This is a genomic window from Streptomyces sp. NPDC045021 (assembly GCF_056432645.1).
Genome location: NZ_JBWKIQ010000014.1, coordinates 175,978 through 191,483 on the forward strand (window position 1 = coordinate 175,978; position 15,506 = coordinate 191,483).

17 protein-coding genes and 1 pseudogene are annotated in these 15,506 nt (G+C 72.4%); 9 read left to right on the top strand and 9 right to left on the bottom strand.

What is annotated here, in order from left to right; genetic code table 11:
• Positions 1–6 precede the first annotated feature (6 nt).
• Positions 7–561 (top strand): DUF1203 domain-containing protein, encoded by a 555-nt coding sequence (locus AC07DC_RS33985; protein WP_478918345.1) that lies wholly within the window; start codon positions 7–9, stop codon positions 559–561.
• Between the two features lie 23 nt (positions 562–584).
• Here the strand turns inward: AC07DC_RS33985 and AC07DC_RS33990 are convergent, their stop codons facing one another.
• Together AC07DC_RS33990 and AC07DC_RS33995 are read right to left on the bottom strand one after the other, a co-directional pair.
• Positions 585–1,112 (bottom strand): hypothetical protein, encoded by a 528-nt coding sequence (locus AC07DC_RS33990; protein ID WP_478918346.1) that lies wholly within the window; start codon positions 1,110–1,112, stop codon positions 585–587.
• Between the two features lie 83 nt (positions 1,113–1,195).
• A complete protein-coding gene (locus AC07DC_RS33995) occupies positions 1,196–1,843 on the bottom strand; it encodes a LuxR C-terminal-related transcriptional regulator (RefSeq protein ID WP_478918347.1) in 648 nt (215 codons plus the stop codon).
• 174 nt (positions 1,844–2,017) lie between these two features.
• Here AC07DC_RS33995 and AC07DC_RS34000 point away from each other — a divergent pair.
• Together AC07DC_RS34000 and AC07DC_RS34005 are read left to right on the top strand one after the other, a co-directional pair.
• Positions 2,018–2,182 (top strand): annotated as a pseudogene (locus tag AC07DC_RS34000) (ergot alkaloid biosynthesis protein); the annotation flags it as partial.
• Positions 2,183–2,492: 310 nt separating this feature from the next.
• Positions 2,493–2,672: a hypothetical protein gene (locus AC07DC_RS34005; protein ID WP_478918348.1), complete on the top strand. Its 180-nt coding sequence runs from the start codon at positions 2,493–2,495 to the stop codon at positions 2,670–2,672.
• A gap of 74 nt (positions 2,673–2,746) precedes the next feature.
• Here the strand turns inward: AC07DC_RS34005 and AC07DC_RS34010 are convergent, their stop codons facing one another.
• Entirely contained in the window at positions 2,747–4,036 is a 1,290-nt protein-coding gene (locus AC07DC_RS34010; protein ID WP_478918349.1) for a sensor histidine kinase, read from the bottom strand.
• A gap of 216 nt (positions 4,037–4,252) precedes the next feature.
• Here AC07DC_RS34010 and AC07DC_RS34015 point away from each other — a divergent pair, with 216 nt between their 5' ends.
• Entirely contained in the window at positions 4,253–6,472 is a 2,220-nt protein-coding gene (locus tag AC07DC_RS34015; RefSeq protein ID WP_478918350.1) for an MMPL family transporter, read from the top strand.
• Positions 6,473–6,590: 118 nt separating this feature from the next.
• Here AC07DC_RS34015 and glnII read toward each other — a convergent pair whose 3' ends face one another.
• A complete protein-coding gene (gene glnII, locus AC07DC_RS34020; RefSeq protein ID WP_478918351.1) occupies positions 6,591–7,610 on the bottom strand; it encodes a glutamine synthetase in 1,020 nt (339 codons plus the stop codon).
• Positions 7,611–7,740: 130 nt separating this feature from the next.
• A complete protein-coding gene (locus AC07DC_RS34025) occupies positions 7,741–8,388 on the bottom strand; it encodes a rhomboid-like protein (protein WP_478918352.1) in 648 nt (215 codons plus the stop codon).
• Between the two features lie 30 nt (positions 8,389–8,418).
• On the opposite strand from AC07DC_RS34025, the gene AC07DC_RS34030 reads away from it, so the two are divergent.
• The 3 genes from AC07DC_RS34030 to AC07DC_RS34040 all read left to right on the top strand — a co-directional run bounded on the left by AC07DC_RS34030 (position 8,419) and on the right by AC07DC_RS34040 (position 10,375).
• Positions 8,419–8,778 (top strand): 5-carboxymethyl-2-hydroxymuconate Delta-isomerase, encoded by a 360-nt coding sequence (locus AC07DC_RS34030; RefSeq protein ID WP_478918353.1) that lies wholly within the window; start codon positions 8,419–8,421, stop codon positions 8,776–8,778.
• Positions 8,775–9,662 (top strand): Gfo/Idh/MocA family protein, encoded by an 888-nt coding sequence (locus AC07DC_RS34035; protein WP_478918354.1) that lies wholly within the window; start codon positions 8,775–8,777, stop codon positions 9,660–9,662. Before AC07DC_RS34030 ends, AC07DC_RS34035 begins: the two co-directional genes overlap by 4 nt.
• Positions 9,663–9,943: 281 nt before the next feature.
• Positions 9,944–10,375 carry a hypothetical protein gene (locus AC07DC_RS34040; RefSeq protein WP_478918355.1) on the top strand — a complete coding sequence of 144 codons (432 nt, stop codon included), beginning with the start codon at positions 9,944–9,946 and terminating at the stop codon, positions 10,373–10,375.
• A gap of 12 nt (positions 10,376–10,387) precedes the next feature.
• Here the strand turns inward: AC07DC_RS34040 and AC07DC_RS34045 are convergent, their stop codons facing one another.
• Positions 10,388–10,879: a group II truncated hemoglobin gene (locus tag AC07DC_RS34045; protein WP_478918356.1), complete on the bottom strand. Its 492-nt coding sequence runs from the start codon at positions 10,877–10,879 to the stop codon at positions 10,388–10,390.
• Positions 10,876–11,190: a putative quinol monooxygenase gene (locus AC07DC_RS34050; protein ID WP_478918357.1), complete on the bottom strand. Its 315-nt coding sequence runs from the start codon at positions 11,188–11,190 to the stop codon at positions 10,876–10,878. The genes AC07DC_RS34045 and AC07DC_RS34050 overlap by 4 nt, the downstream gene beginning before the upstream one ends.
• Positions 11,191–11,401: 211 nt before the next feature.
• Between AC07DC_RS34050 and AC07DC_RS34055 the strand changes: the two genes are divergently transcribed.
• Entirely contained in the window at positions 11,402–12,415 is a 1,014-nt protein-coding gene (locus AC07DC_RS34055; RefSeq protein ID WP_478918358.1) for an NADPH:quinone reductase, read from the top strand.
• 66 nt (positions 12,416–12,481) lie between these two features.
• Here AC07DC_RS34055 and AC07DC_RS34060 read toward each other — a convergent pair whose 3' ends face one another.
• Both AC07DC_RS34060 and AC07DC_RS34065 read right to left on the bottom strand, forming a co-directional pair.
• Positions 12,482–13,531, bottom strand: a complete 1,050-nt coding sequence (locus AC07DC_RS34060) for a S66 family peptidase (RefSeq protein ID WP_478918359.1) — start codon at positions 13,529–13,531, stop codon at positions 12,482–12,484.
• Positions 13,528–14,592, bottom strand: a complete 1,065-nt coding sequence (locus AC07DC_RS34065) for an EamA family transporter (RefSeq protein ID WP_478918360.1) — start codon at positions 14,590–14,592, stop codon at positions 13,528–13,530. The genes AC07DC_RS34060 and AC07DC_RS34065 overlap by 4 nt, the downstream gene beginning before the upstream one ends.
• A 65-nt stretch (positions 14,593–14,657) precedes the next feature.
• On the opposite strand from AC07DC_RS34065, the gene AC07DC_RS34070 reads away from it, so the two are divergent.
• Positions 14,658–15,386: an ArsR/SmtB family transcription factor gene (locus AC07DC_RS34070; RefSeq protein ID WP_478918361.1), complete on the top strand. Its 729-nt coding sequence runs from the start codon at positions 14,658–14,660 to the stop codon at positions 15,384–15,386.
• Positions 15,387–15,506: the final 120 nt, after the last annotated feature.

The window sequence follows — 15,506 nt, forward strand, 5'->3', positions numbered from 1 at the left end:
TGATCCATGACCAGCACCCACGAAGCCACGGCGACCAACACCCACGAGGCCACGGCCTTCCGCACCACCGCCATCGACCCGGCCCTGCTCACCCGGCTGCGGGACACCGACGACGCGGGCCGGGCACCCGAGTTGAGCACCGACGAGGAAGGCGGCGCCCCGCTGCGCTGCTGCCTGCGGCACGCCGCCCCCGGAGACCGGATCGCGCTGCTCTCCTACGCCCCGCTGCGCCACTGGGCGGCGGAGACCGGCGCGAACCCGGGCCCGTACGTGGAACTGGGGCCGGTGTTCGTGCACGCCGACGCCGACCGCTGCCCCGGCCCGCCGACCGGCGCCGGCTACCCGGCGGCGATGCACGGCGCCGGCCGGGTCTTCCGTGTCTACAGCGCAGACGGCCGCATCCTGGGCGGCCGGCTCGTCCGGCTCACCGACGACGAGGTGGCGGCGGGCGCCGCGGACGCGGAGCTGGCCGCGATGTTCACAGACCCCGAGGTCGCCCTGGTGCACGTCCGCGCGCTGGAATTCGGCTGCTTCCTGTTCGCGGTGCGCCGGGCAGCGTGAACCCCGTCGCCGTGAGCCGTGAACTAGTGGCCCGCGGTGAGCTTGACGACCACGACTGCCGCGCCGATCGCCGTGTCCAGCGTGCCGGCGACCAGCGCGGCCACCAGGCCGCCGCCCATCCGGACGCCGCCGACGAAGCCCCAGGCGAAGAGCCCGACGACATCGACGGTGGCGGCGGCGATCAGGGCGGTGTGCAGGGACATCGCCCCGGTCGCTGACACGCCGATCAGGATCAGCGGGCCGACGGCGCTGAGCAGCAGCGGGCTGCTGACGTAGAGCAGGCGGCGGAACTCCGGCCAGGTGGTGGAGCGGTGGTGGACGGCGCGATGTCCCTGGTCGTCGGCGACGAGGGTGGCCAGCCACAGGCCGAGCGAGGTGGCGGTGACGGAGACGGCGGCATCGCCATCCGCGAGGCCGTCGACCATCGTGAGGCCGACAACGACGGCGATCATGGTGATCGTCGCGTAGATCCGCTCCTTGAGCCGTTCCGCCACGACCTCGGTGGCGGATGCGGAGCCGGCGGGGACTCCGGGGGGAGGTGTCTCGTGCATCCGGTCAGTCGAGCACGGGGGCGGCCGCCCGCCGGGCGGCGGCGCGCACGGACCTCAGGAACTCAGGAAGGAGTCAGGAACACTCAGGAACGGTCCAGGTAGGCCAGTACGGCCAGCACCCGGCGGTTGTCGTCGTCGGACAGCGGCAGGTCGAGCTTGGCGAAGATGTTGGACGTGTGCTTGGCGACGGCCCGTTCGGTAACCACCAGCCGCTCGGCGATCGCGACATTGGACCGGCCCTCGGCCATCAGCCCCATCACTTCGCTCTCGCGGGGGGTCAGCTTTCCCAGCGGCTCGTTGCGCACATTACGGGCCAGCAGCTGCGAGATCACCTGCGGGTCCATCGCCGTACCGCCGCCGGCCACCCGCCGCACCGCGTCGATGAACTGGTCCGCGTCGAACACCCGGTCCTTCAGCAGGTAGCCGACCCCGCCGCTGCCGTCGGCGAGCAACTCCCGGGCGTACAGCTGCTCCACGTGCTGGGAGAGCACGAGCACCGGAAGGCCCGGGATCTCGCGCCGCGCGTACAGCGCGGCCTGCAGCCCCTCATCCGTGAACGACGGCGGCAACCGCACATCCACCACCGCCACGTCGGGCCGCAACTCCACCAGCGCGCGCTGCAGTTCCGGCCCGTTGTCGACCGCGGCGGCGATCTCGAAGTCATACGCCTCCAGCAGCCGGACCAGCCCGTCGCGCAGCAGGAAGAGGTCTTCGGCGAGGACGACGCGCACGGCAACTCCAGGGTGGCGGGGGGCGGGGCGGTGCTGGGCCCCGCCGCGCTGTCGGCGGGGCCCTCCCGGCGCAGCCAGCGCTGATGGGATACGGCCACCGTAGCGGCCGCCACTGACAGCCGGCCCGGGACGGCCGGCCCGAAGTCAGCTGCGGCGCCGATCCGTCACCCGATCCGTTTCCCCCAGTGGGCGGTCCTGCGGCCCTCCTGGTTCATGCAGAACTTCACCGGCGACCACGCGCACGCCCGGACCGTTCGAGCGGACGGGACCATCCGCACCGCGGCCGGCGAGGGTCGCGTCGGGTTCGTCGACGCCGACGACATCGCCGCCGTCGCCGTGACGAGGTCCATCCCCCGGCTGGATCGAACTGTGGGACGAGCACGGGATCCTCGAGTTCCCCTTCGCGGTTCTCCTGGTCCATCTCCCGATGCGTCTCGCGTTCCAACTCCCGCTCCGCGAACGCGCGGAAGAACACCTCGCCGGCCGGCAGCGGATGACGCGTGAGCAACTGCGGACCCAGCTGGCCGCCTTCACCGCCAGAGTCCTGGAGCCCCGCACCGCGCCCCGTCCCGCACGCGACAGTGAATCTTCATCCGGCTCTTAACCCCACCTCACACGGCTGTCACACCGCTGCCCCACAGTGAAGGGCATGTCCGTCCCGCCGCCGCCCGCCTCCGAGCAGAGTCCGGTGGCCGCGGCGAACGAGGCGATCCGACGCTTCGTCAGGGAGCGGTCCGGCGGTACCTGGACCCGCGCCGAACTGGCCGAACTCGACCGGCTGCGCCGGGCCTGGCGCAGCGCGCGATCCGGAGACCGAAGCGGCCCCTGAGCCGATACGGGGGCCGGGGGCCGCTCCTGCCGGGCGATTCCGGGGAGCCGGCCAAAGGCCGCGGTCTCTGGGCCCTAGTTCGGCCGGCCGGCCGCCGGGGCGGCGAGCGCGCACGGCAGTTCCATGGTCACCATGGTCGGGCCGCCCGCCGGGCTGTTGACGGCCAGGACACCGTCGAAGGCGCCGAGGCGGCGTTCGATGCCCTGCAGGCCGGTGCCGCGGGAGACGTCGGCGCCGCCGCTGCCGTCGTCGGTGACGGAGGCACGGAGCATGCCGTCCTCGTGCCGCAGGTCGATCCAGATGCGCCCGGCGCCCGAGTGCTTGGCGGCGTTGGTGAGGAGCTCGGAGACCGTGAAGTAGGCGGCCGACTCCACCGGAGCCTCGAAGCGGCCGGACAGCTCGACGTTGACCTCGGTCGGGATCGGGCCGCGCAGCGCCAACGCCCTGACGGCGTCGCCGAGTCCGCGCTCCGCGAGGACCGGCGGGTGGATGCCGCGCACCAGGTCGCGGAGTTCGGTGAGGGCGTCGGCGGAGGACTGCCGGGCCTCGGAGAGGATCTTCCGGGCCTTCTCCGGGTCCTGCTCGATGAGGTGCTCGACGATGCCGAGGCTCATCCCCATGGCGACGAGCCGGGCCTGCGCGCCGTCGTGCAGGTCCCGTTCGATGCGTCGGAGCTCGGCGGCGGAGCTGTCGACCGCGTCGGAGCGGGTCTCCGCCAGCCGGGCCACCCGCCGCTTGAGCGCCTCCTCCTGCGCCGCCGGGGTGGGGGCGAGGAAGGCCCGGGTGAGCAGGGCGTGGCGGTGCAGCAGCGTCGGGGAGAAGCGCAGGCCGAGCAGGATCCAGACGGTGCCGAGCAGGGCGGCGAGGACGGCCGTCGTCTGGTCGGAGACCGGGATGAACGCGTACCAGTAGGTGCCGCCCGCCGACACGATCGGCCGCCACACAGAGGCGGCGAGCACCCAGCCGAAGGCGCCCTCCACGAACAGCCCGGCCGTGATGAACGCGAGGATCGCGCCCGCCGTCATGTCGACGAGCAGCCACTGCAGGTCACGCCAGGTGGCGGGGTCGGTCAGCACCCACTCCAGGCGCCGCCAGCTGCCGGCGACCCCCGGCCGGAACTCCGGAGCGGGGCGGTACGGGCGGGCGATCTCGACACCCGACCAGCGCAGCGCCAGCTCCCGGCGGTGGTCGGCCCGGTCGCGCACCCTGGCGATCATCCATGGAGTGGTGAAGATGCCGATGCCGAGGCTGATGAAGGAGATCGACAGCACGGCGAACACGAAGAGAACGATCGACTCGATGAGGCCCAGCACTGCCAGGGCGAGCCCTCGTATGCCTGCCAGCCCCGCGTTGCGGATGTTCATGGCCGCCCTCCCCGTTCGTTCGACCGTATGCGTCGCCATCTTGGCACCACCCACTCTGCCGACGGCGTCCGCGCAGGTCACTGGCGGTGGCCCCCCAGTGGGGTGTACCTGGCAACACCATCGGGCTCGGGGGTCTGGACGGCTGGGGCGGGCGGCCGCGGATTTCTACCTTCAAGGGGTCGGAAAAATCTACCGAATCCTTGGGGGAGTGACGAGATGAAGGACAATCTCGCGGCACGGCTCGGCGCCTGGAGCGCCGGCCACCGCAAGACGGCGATCATCGGCTGGCTGCTGTTCGTGGTGGTGGCCTCGGTCATCGGCGGCATGGTCGGTACGACGCAGATGAAGTCGTACGAGAACGGCGCCGGCGACTCGGCCGCCGCCGACAGGATCCTGTCCGAGCACGGTCTTGAGCACCCTGCCGGCGAGATGGTCCTGGTCCGCTCCGAGGGCCCGGGGCAGTGGAAGGAGGCGGCGCAGGCGGTCGCCCAAGGGGTCCGCGCCACCGGCGAGGTCGGGGCGGTGCAGGCCGCGCTGCCGTCCAAGGACGGTCGCTCCGCGCTGATCCGCTTCGAGATGAAGGGCAAGCAGGAGGACGCGGGAGACCGCGTACAGCCGGTGCTCGACGCGGTCGAGAAGGTGCGCGACGGCCACCGGGACGTCCAGGTCCACGAGTTCGGGGACGCCAGCGCCGGCAAGTGGCTCGGCGACGTCATCAGCAAGGACTTCGCGAAGGCCGAGTGGACCGCAGTACCGCTCGCGCTCGGCATCCTGCTGGTCGCCTTCGGCGCACTGGTCGCCGCGCTGCTGCCGGTCGGGCTCGCCGTCACCGCGTTCATCGGGGCGAGCGGCCTGCTGGCCGTCGGCAGCCACAAGTTGCACATCTTCGAGTCCACCAGCTCCGTGATGCTGCTGATGGGCCTGGCCGTCGGCGTCGACTACTGCCTGTTCTACCTGCGGCGCGAGCGGGACGAGCGGGCGGCGGGACACGACGCCGAGACCGCGCTGCGGATCGCCGCGGCCACCAGCGGCCGGGCGGTACTGGTCTCCGGGCTGACGGTGATGGTCGCGATGGCGGGCATGTTCCTGTCCGGTCTGCTGCTCTTCAAGGGCTTCGCGATGGCGACCATCCTCGTCGTGTTCACTGCGATGCTCGGCTCGGTGACGGTGCTCCCCGCCCTGCTGTCGCTGCTCGGCGACCGCGTCGAGCGGGGCCGGCTGCCGCGCTTCGGACGCGCCTCCCGGGCCCGCCGCGCGCTCAAACAGCGTCGTCCCGCTGGTCGAATCTCCGGCGCCGTGCTGCGGCCCGTCATCGCCTGCCCCAAGACCTTCGCGGTGCTGGGCGCCGGAGTGCTGCTGGCGCTGGCCGTCCCCGCGCTGGGGATGCACACCGAATCGCTGGGGATGGACAAGCAGGTCCCGGCGGACGCCCCGCTGCGCACCGCGTTCGAGCAGATCACCACGGCCTTCCCGGGCGGTCCCGCGCCGGCCAGGATCGTCGTGCAGGCCAAGGACATCGAGGCGCCCGGCGTCCGGTCCGCGATCGCCGGCTTCACGTCAAAGACCGCCGCGTCGGCCGAGTTCGGCAAGGGCGTCACCACGGCGGTCCACGCGGACCAGGACATCGCGGTGATCGAGGTGCCGCTCGCCGGCGACGGCAGCGACGCCGTCTCGAAGCACGCCCTGGCCACCCTGCGCGACGACCTCGTGCCGAACACCTTCGGCCCGGTCGCCGAGCACGCCTACGTCACCGGGGACCTGGCCGGTTCCGTCGACTTCAACGCCCAGCTGAAGAGCGGCATCGTCCCGGTCTTCGTCTTCATCATGGGCGTGACGTTCCTGCTGATGCTGTTCAGCTTCCGCTCGGTGACGGTCGCGGTCACCTCCATCCTCCTCAACCTGCTCTCGGTGGGCGCCGCGTTCGGTGTCATGACCGCGGTCTTCCAGCACGGCTGGGGCGCGTCCCTGGTCGGCACGGAGTCGGTCGGCGCGATCGAGGGCTGGATGCCGCTGTTCGTCCTGGTGGTCCTGTTCGGCCTGTCGATGGACTACCACGTGTTCGTCGTGTCCCGGATCCGTGAGGCCCGCGACCGGGGGATCAGCACCACCGAGGCGGTGCGCGAAGGGGTGCGCTCCACGGCTGGCGCGGTCACCAGTGCCGCCGCGATCATGGTCGCGATCTTCGCCGTCTTCGCCACGCTGTCGATGCAGGACATGAAGCAGATGGGCGTCGGCCTGGCCGTGGCCGTGTTCCTGGACGCCACGGTGGTGCGGGTGCTGCTGCTCCCGTCGGTGATGGTCCTGCTCGGCGAGCGCAACTGGTACCTGCCCCGGTGGCTGCGCTGGCTGCCGAAGGTGTCCCACGGCGAGGAGGCCGTCCCGGCCCCGCCGGCCCGGGACGCGTATGCGGCGGGCGCGCCCTCCGGCGTTCGCTGAGGTCCGCCGGCGACAGCACAACGGCTGAGGGGCCCGTCGACTCGACGGGCCCCTCAGCCGTTCAGTACCTACCGGTGAAACTTCCGCACTTACCGGTGAATCTTCCGCTGCGGCGGGATCAGACCTGGCCGGCCTTCTCCAGCGCGGTGCAGCAGGTCTCGACGATGAGGCGGGTCACCACGTACGGGTCGACGTTCGCGTTCGGACGCCGGTCCTCGATGTAGCCCTTCTGCTCGACCTCGACCTGCCACGGGATGCGGACCGAGGCGCCGCGGTCGGAGACGCCGTAGCTGTACTCGTTCCACGGGGCGGTCTCGTGCAGGCCGGTCAGGCGCTCGTCGATGCCGGCGCCGTAGTTCTTGACGTGGTCGAGCGGCTTGCTGCCCTCACCGAGCGACTCGCAGGCGGTGATGATCGCGTCGTAGCCCTCGCGCATGGCCTTGGTGGAGAAGTTGGTGTGCGCGCCCGCGCCGTTCCAGTCGCCCTTGACCGGCTTCGGGTCGAGGGTGGCGGAGACGTTGAAGTCCTCGGCGGTGCGGTAGAGCAGCCAGCGCGCGATCCACAGCTGGTCGGAGACCTCCAGCGGAGAGACCGGACCGACCTGGAACTCCCACTGGCCGGGCATGACCTCGGCGTTGATGCCGGAGATCGCCAGGCCCGCGGCGAGACAGTTCTCCAGGTGCTTCTCGACGATGTCGCGGCCGAAGATCTCGTCGGAGCCGACACCGCAGTAGTAGCCACCCTGCGCGGCGGGGAAGCCGGCGACGGGGAAGCCGAGCGGCCGGGCACCGTCGAAGAAGGTGTACTCCTGCTCGATGCCGAAGATCGGCTCCTGGTCGGCGAACTGCTCGGCGATCGGGGTGAGCAGCGCACGGGTGTTGCTCTCGTGCGGCGTCATGTCGGTGTTGAGCACCTCGCACATCACCAGGACGTCGGCTCCGCCACGGATCGGGTCCGGGCAGGAGAACACCGGCTTGAGCACGCGGTCCGACGCGTGACCCACGGCCTGGTTGGTGCTGGAACCGTCGAAGCCCCAGGTCGGGAGCTCGGCGCCGTCGGCCAGGATCCTCGTCTTGGAGCGAAGCTTGGCGGTCGGCGAGGTGCCGTCGATCCAGATGTACTCAGCCTTGTAGGTCACGGGGCGCCATCCTTAAGCCACTGTCTTCGCGGGTGCAGTAGTGCACTGGAACGAGGGGTGTCGGCCGAACGCCGTTGATCGAGCCGGTGGCAGCATGGCAAGAACGTTTTTCCCGGCTGTGTCCCTTGTGTTAACCCCGTGTGAACGCGCCCCTGTGACCTGCGCCCAATCCCAGCAGAAGAGCTGCCAGGTGCCCGGCGTCGGTGAACGTACGCCCCTCGCGCACCAGGGGTCGCACGGCGAGCCCCAGCACGCCCGCCGCCGCGACCACCCGTGCGGCGCGGTGCGGGAGCGAGACGGCGGCGGCCCCGGCCACCGCGTTCAGGCCGTAGCTGGCCCCGACGTCCACCGCCGACCGCGTCTCCTTCGAGGCGTCCGCCGCGCGGAGCCCGCCGTATACCAACAGGCTCGCTCCGAGGTGGCCGACGGCGAACACCGTGGCCGTCCGGCGCGACCCCCAGACGGTCTCGGCCCCGCCCAGGATGGCGAGGAGAATCGCCCCGTATGCCGGATCGAGCGGCCGTTCCACCAGAAAGGCACTGGTCAGGAGGGTGTGCCAGCGACCGGCCCGTAGGTTGTCGACATTGGTGGAGTGCGCGCGCAGCAGCGCCTCGCGGTCCGCCTCCGGCAGCGGCCGCAGCGCGTAGGCACCGGACTGCACGGCGGCCACATAGGCCGCGGCCGCCCAGGGCGCCCTGCGGGCGGGGCCCCGGGTGCCGGAGCGGCGTCCGGGGCCCTGGGTGCCGGGGCGGCGTCCGGGGAGATCAAAGGTGGGCACCGGTCCATCATCACTGAGTACGCTGCCGGAATGCCGCACATAGCCGTGGACTACTCCGCCACCCTCACCGACACCTTCGACCGCCAGGGCTTCGCACAGGCACTGCATCCCCTGGTCGCCAAGATCGCGGACGCGCAGGTGTCCGGCTGCAAGACCCGCTTCCGCCCGCTGGACGAGATCGTCATCTCGGACGGCGGGACCGACGAGGCGATGATCCACATCCAGGTCGCGCTGCTGGACGGCCGCACCCCCGAGACCAAACTGGAGCTGAGCACCGCGGTCCTCGCGCTCGCCCGCGAGCACACCGCCGCGACGCCCGGCCTGACCGTCCACAGCTCCGTCGAGATCCGTGACCTCGACCGCGCCAGCTACCAGCGGCACTCCTCATGACGTTCCGCGTCGGACTGCTCGGCACCGGCCCCTGGGCGGAGATCGCCCACGCACCCGCCCTGAGCGGCCACCCGGAGGTCGAGTTCACCGGCGTGTGGGGCCGCAGGCCGGAGGCGGCCGCCGAACTGGCGGCACGTTTCGGCACCCGTGCCTACGACGACGTGGACGCGCTGATCGCGGACGTGGACGCGGTCGCGATCGCGCTGCCGCCGGACGTCCAGGCCCCGCTGGCCGCCCGCGCCGCCGCGGCCGGCCGCCATCTGCTGCTCGACAAGCCGCTCGCGGCGACCGTCGGCGAGGCCCGCGCGGTCGTCGCGGCCACCGAGGCGTCCGGTGTCGCGTCCGTCGTCTTCTTCACCGTCCGCTTCGACCGGACGACGGGGGAGTGGGTCGACGAGCAGGCCGCCGCGGGTGGTTGGTTCACCGGCCGTGCCGACTGGCTCGGCTCGGTCTTCGCCGGTGGCGACAGCTCGTTCGCGGCCTCCCCGTGGCGCCGCGAGAAGGGCGCGCTGTGGGACGTGGGACCGCACGCCCTGTCCGTACTCCTGCCGGTGTTCGGCGAGGTCACCGACATCGCGGCCGTCAGGGGCAGCGGCGACACCGTCCACGTGGCGCTGCGCCACGCGGGCGGGGCGGCCAGCACGGCCACCCTCAGCCTGACAGCGCCGGAACCCGCCGCCGGTGTCACCGTCGAGCTGCGCGGAGAGCGCGGCGTGCACACGCTCCCCGAACTCGGCGAAGGCGCGGTGGAGGCGCTGCGACGGGCCATCGACGCCCTGATCACCGCCGCCCGCACCGGCCGTGCCCACCCCTGCGACGCGCGCTTCGCGCTGACCGTCACCGAGACGCTCGCCGCGGTGGAGGAAACGCTCGCCAAGCACTGACGGAAGCTGACGGGCCGGACGCCGGGCGGGTTCCGCGAACCCCCCCGGAGTCCGACTCCGGCCACGCCCATTTGGCGCCCGACTCCGGCCACGCCCTTCCGACGCCCGACTCCGGCCACGCCCCTCCGGCGCCCAACTCCGCCCCGGCACCCCGCCGCCCCGCCCGACTCCGGCCCGCCACCCTGACCGGCGCCCGACTCCGGCCCGGCACCCCGCCCGGCTCCGGCCCAACGCCCTTCCGGCCCTAGCCGTCCGCCGCCCGCGTGTCTATCGTCGAAGGCATGGCTGCGGACTGGTGGTCGATCGAGATCTTCAACGCCAGGACCTCCGCCGCACGGTGGCGCGACGCCCACGCGGAGTCGCTCATCGAATCGGCGGTCACCAACGGGGCGTTGAGCTGGGAGTGGCACGCCCACTCCTGGGGCGTCGTGCTCGAGGTCCGCTTCCGCGAGGAATGGCAGTGGGAGTCCTGGCGTCAACTGCCCGGCACGGTGGCCGCCCTCGACGCCGCCCCCGACCCGGTCAACGGCCTCCTCGTGCACCGCGGACAGGGCGGCGCGTCGGGCGACCGCTCGCCACGCCGACCCCGCATCACACCGAGCGCGGGAGCCGTCGTCCTGCCGGAACCCGAGCCCGGTGACCGCTGCCCCGAACTGCTGGGCAACGCCGCCCAGCCCTCCGGCGGGCTGTTCGCGGCGGCGTCGCGGCCCTAATGCCCTGATGCCCTAATGCTTGACCAGCCCGTCCCAGCCCCACTTCGGCACCGGCCCCGGGTTGCCCGCTTCGACGCCCGGCTGCGAGACCGAGCGCGCGATGTGTGTCCCCCACTCGATGTACTCGGCGAAGCGCCGCTGCAGCAGCTCGTCGTCGGGCAGCTCCTTCTCAGCCGTGGCGATCATCAACTCGGCCCAACGGGCGCGCTGTTCCTCCGTGATGGACAGCCCCAGGTGGTTACGGATCAACCCGTGGTGGCCGCCCAGCTCGGCGCTGTAGCCGGCGGGGCCGCCGAACACCTCCGACATCCACACTGCGACATGCTCGACGTGCGTCGGCGTGAAGTGCGCGAAGACCGGTGCGAGCAGCGGATCGGCGCGGACCACCACGTAGAAGGACTCGGTCAGCCGGCGCAGGCCGTCGATCCCGCCCAGCGCCTCGTAGAAAGAGCCGCGCTCCGTGCCCGCGCCCGTGCCGCCGGACGCTTCCGAACCGGCGCTCATGCCCGGCCCCCGGAGACCACTGAGGTGCGCTCGTAGTGCTTCATCTCCTCGATGTCGCCGATGTACGGGCGGATCGCGGCAAGGAACGGAGGGAACTGCGGACCGCCGCGAAAGCCCTGCTCATGGGCTTCCACCGAGGTCCATTCGATACGCAGGACGTAGCGGTCGGGCTCCTCGACGCTGTGCGAGAGCTCGTAGCCCAGACACTGCGGCGCGAGGTCCAGCTGCTCGGCGGCGGTCGCGTAGGCCTTCTCGAATTCGGGACGGCGCCCCGGGTCGGTGATGCGGTAGCGGATGTATTCGACGGTCATCGTGCATCCTTCTTCGCTCAGGATCGGGGATCCCGCGACGGGATCTCGGCGGGATCTCCGGCCAGGATCACCCGCCAGGGCCCGGAAACCACGGTCTTTCGCGGTCGGCGGATCAAGCGGATGGCGGGAATCCGCCCTATGGCGCCGGACCGCGGGAAGAAGCCGCGCGCCCCGGGCCTTGTAACCGGGTATGACGGCAATGAAGGCAATCGTGCACACCAGCAGCGGCGGACCGGAGGTCCTGTCCCTGACCGAGCGCCCGATCCCCGAACCGGGGCCGGGAGAGGTACGGGTCAGGATCCATGTCTCCGGCGTCAACCCCACGGACTGGAAGTCGCGCCAGGGCGCGACGGGCGGGCCGGCCGACGGGGCCGAGCAGGTGCCGAACCAGGACGGTGCCGGGGTGATCGACGCCGTCGGCGAGGGCATCGCCTCCGAGCGCGTCGGGCAACGGGTGTGGATCTGGGAAGCCGCCTGGCAGCGCAGCGAGGGCACGGCGCAGGAGTACGTGGTGCTCCCGGACCGGCAGGCCGTGCTTCTGCCCGACAGCGCGTCCTTCGACCTCGGCGCGAGCCTCGGCATCCCGGCGCTGACCGCGCACCGCACCCTCACGGTCGCGGACGGCGGACCCGACCGCCTCGCCCCCGGCGCCCTCGAAGGCCGCACCGTTCTGGTCGCGGGCGGCGCGGGCGCGGTCGGCAACGCGGCGATCCAGCTGGCCCGCTGGGCCGGAGCCACGGTGGTGACGACGGTCAGCAGCACGCGGAAGGCCGAGCTGGCCCGCGCCGCCGGCGCCCACCACGTCATCGATTACCGCACCCAGGACGCCGCCGCGACCATCCGGCTCCTGGTGCCCGACGGCGTCGACATCGTCGTCGAGGTCGCCCCCGCCGCGAACGCCGTCATCGACCACGCCGTCGCGGCGCCCAACGCGGTCATCGCGTTCTACGCCAACAACGGCGGCGACGAGATCACCGTCCCGGTCCGGGAGGCGATGGTCCCCAACCTGCGCTGGCAGGGCATCCTCGTCTACACCGTCCCGGAGCGCGCGAAGGCCGACGCCGTCGCCGATGTGTCGGCCGCCGTCGCGGACGGCGCGCTGCGCGTGGGCGAGGACGCCGGGCTGCCGCTGCACCGCTTCCCGTTGGAGAAGACGGGCGACGCGCACGCTGCCGTCGAGAACAACGCGGTCGGCAAGGTCCTCATCGACGTGACCGCCGGATGAGCGGCACGCCGCAGTAGCCGTACGGCTCGCCGCACGGCTCGCTCTACGGCTCGCCGGTGGTACGGCTCAGTAGGTGACCGTGATGCGCCGGGCGGGTCCGTCTACCCGGATCCGCCCGCCGTACGGAATGACGACCTGCGGGTCGGTGTGCCCGAGGTCCACGTCGAACACCGCCATCGTCTCCGGCGCGTACTCCGCCAACGCCCGCAGGACCGCGGCCCGTTGGTCGGCGCGGTACCGCTCGCGGCCCGCAGCGTCGAGATGGTCCTCTCCGAGGATGTTCCAGGCCCTGGCCCGTCCCATCAGCAGTGCGGGGAACTGCCGCAGCAGCCCGCGCTCGCCCATGTTGCGCAGGATCCGGTAGACCTCCGCCGCCTGCGGCATCTCCTCCGACGTCTCCAGGAACAGCACCTCGCCCCGGTGGCTTTCGGCCGGCGCCGTCTCCCGCCCCGCCATCAGCAGCCACGACAGGATCTCCAGGTTCCCGCCCCAGCCCGTGCCGTCCACGACGCGGTCCGGCCGATGCCAGGTCCAGCCCTCGCAGGGCGTCATCCGCGGCGCCTCGTCGAAGGTCGCCGGATCGTCCCAGGACCGGTTGACCTCGTTGAACTCGCCGGCCGGCGCGAGCTCGTACTCGCCCGAGGTGAACAGCGCGGCCCGCAGCGAGTCCGCCGTCACCGGGTGCATAGCCCCGGGCCGCCCGAGCTCCACCATCACGGAGCCGCCGTGGTAGCCGACGATGCCGAGGCCGTACAGATGGTGCAGCAAGGTGGTGTTGTCGCTGTAGCCGAAGAACGGCTTGGGGTTGGCGCGGAGCAACTCCGCGTCCAGGTACGGGAGTACGGTGATCTGGTCGTCGCCGCCGATGCTCGCGATCACGGCCTTGATCTGCGGATCGGCGAACGCGGCATGCAGATCGTCCGCCCGCTCCCGCGCGGTGGAGCCCATCTTCCGGGTCGCCGGATACTCCACGACCCGCAGGTCGAACTCCTTCTCCAGCCGGCTCAGGCCGAGTTCGAACGGCAGCGGCAGCAGGCCCGGCAGGCCGGACGACGGGGACAGCACCGCCACGCGGTCGCCGGGGCGGGGCTTGGCGGGGTACCGGAGGCTGGTCATCGATCGAGGGTAGTGGCGGGGGCCCGGGCCGGTCGAGGCGATTGCGGGGTAGCCCCGGCCGGTGGAGGCGATTGCGGGGCGGCGCGTACCCCCGAGGATGAGGCCGAGGCCGCGTTCCCGTTCCCCGTGCGGCGCCGTCCGACGGCGACGCCCAGCAGCACGACGAGCGCCCCCACCGGCTGGTTCCACGTCATGCCCTCGCCCAGCAGCACCGCCCCCGCCACCACCGCGACCAGCGGCATCAGATACGTGACGGTGGACGCGGCAACCGCCCCCGCGCGGCGGATGATCCGGTAGTTGAGCAGATACGCCACCCCGGTGCCCAGCGCGCCGAGCAGCAGCAGGGCGACGACGGCGGACGGCGTCCAGCCGTCGGGACCGGTGGCCGGCAGCCCGCCGGAGACGAGCGGCGCCAGGACGGCGGCCTCCACCGTCGCGACCACGACCTGGGCGGCGGAGAGCGAAACGGTGGACTCGGGACGCCCGGCCAGGAACCGCTGTGCGTACGGGAAACCCACCGCGTAGCAGCCGGCCGCCGCGAGGCAGGCCAGCTGGCCCGCCAGGTCCGAGCCGTCGGCGCCGCGCCACACCCCGAGGACCACCAGCACGCCCGCGAAGCCGATCGGCATCCCGAGCAGCCGGCGTGCGCCCGGCCGCTCGCCGGGCAGCACGACGGACACCACCAGCATCGTCAGCAGCGGCGTCGCGGCGTTGAAGATCCCGGCGACGACCGAGGAGACCCGCTGCTCACCCCAGGCGAACAGCGTGAACGGAGCGACGTTCACCAGCGCCCCGGTCACCGCCAGGTGCCCCCACACCCTGGCGCCGCGCGGCAGTGCGCCGCCGGTGGCCCGCAGCCACACCAGCAGCGTCACCGCGCCGATCACCAGCCGCACCAGCGTCACGTAGGCGGGCGGCAGGACGCCCACCCCCACCTTCATCATCAGGAAGCTGCTGCCCCAGATCACGGAGAGCAGCACGAGCGCGTCCCACCAGCGCTCCCGGCCCCGGCTCTGTCCCTGTCCCGGTCCGTGTCCGCCACGCGTTTTCATGATGTCCATGCCGGAAAAGTAGGGGCGGGACGTTTTGGTGGGCGCCGAAGTGTCGCGGGCGGATGATGGGCACCATGACCGGCTCGCACACACCCACCACCCTGGCGACCCTGGCCGCACTGCTCGCCGACGAGACCCGCGCCTGCGTCTGCCTCGCGCTGCTCGACCGCCGTGCCTGGACGTCCGGCGAACTGGCCCGGCACTGCGGGGTCGCGCCGTCGACCATCAGCGAGCACCTCACCCGGCTCGTCGACGGCGGCCTGCTCGTCCAGGAGCGGCAGGGCAGGCACCGCTACGTCCGGCTCGCCGACCCCGACACGGCCCGCATGATCGAGGACCTGGCGGCCCACGTCACGCCGCCGAAAGCGCCGGCCGGCGGGCTGCGCGCCCACTCGGCGGGCCAGGCCCTGGCCAGGGGCCGCACCTGCTACGACCATCTGGCGGGGCGGCTCGGCGTCGCGATCACCGACGCGATGACCGAGCGCGGCCTGCTCAGCCAGGACGCCGGCTTCTCCCTCACCGGGCCCGGCCTGGCCTGGCTCACCGGCCTCGGCGCCGACCTGTCCGCGTACGACGGCCCCACCCCGCCCTCCCGCCGGCCCCTCGCCCGGCCGTGCCTGGACTGGACGGAACGCCGCCCCCACCTGGCGGGCACGGCCGGCGCCGAGCTGTGCCGCCTCGTCCTCGACCGGGGCTGGGCCACCCGTATCGGCACCCGTCGCGCCGTCCGCGTCACCCCGCTGGGCCTGGACGAACTGCACCGGACGCTGGGCATCGAACCGGAGCGCCTGGAGGCCGCGTGACCACCGGCACACCTCCGCGCCGGGCCCCCGGCACCAGGCTGTCGGACAATGGAGCTGGATCATCCCGATCCGCATCTCGATCCATGTCCCGATCCGTGTCCTGATCTGCCTCCCGACCTA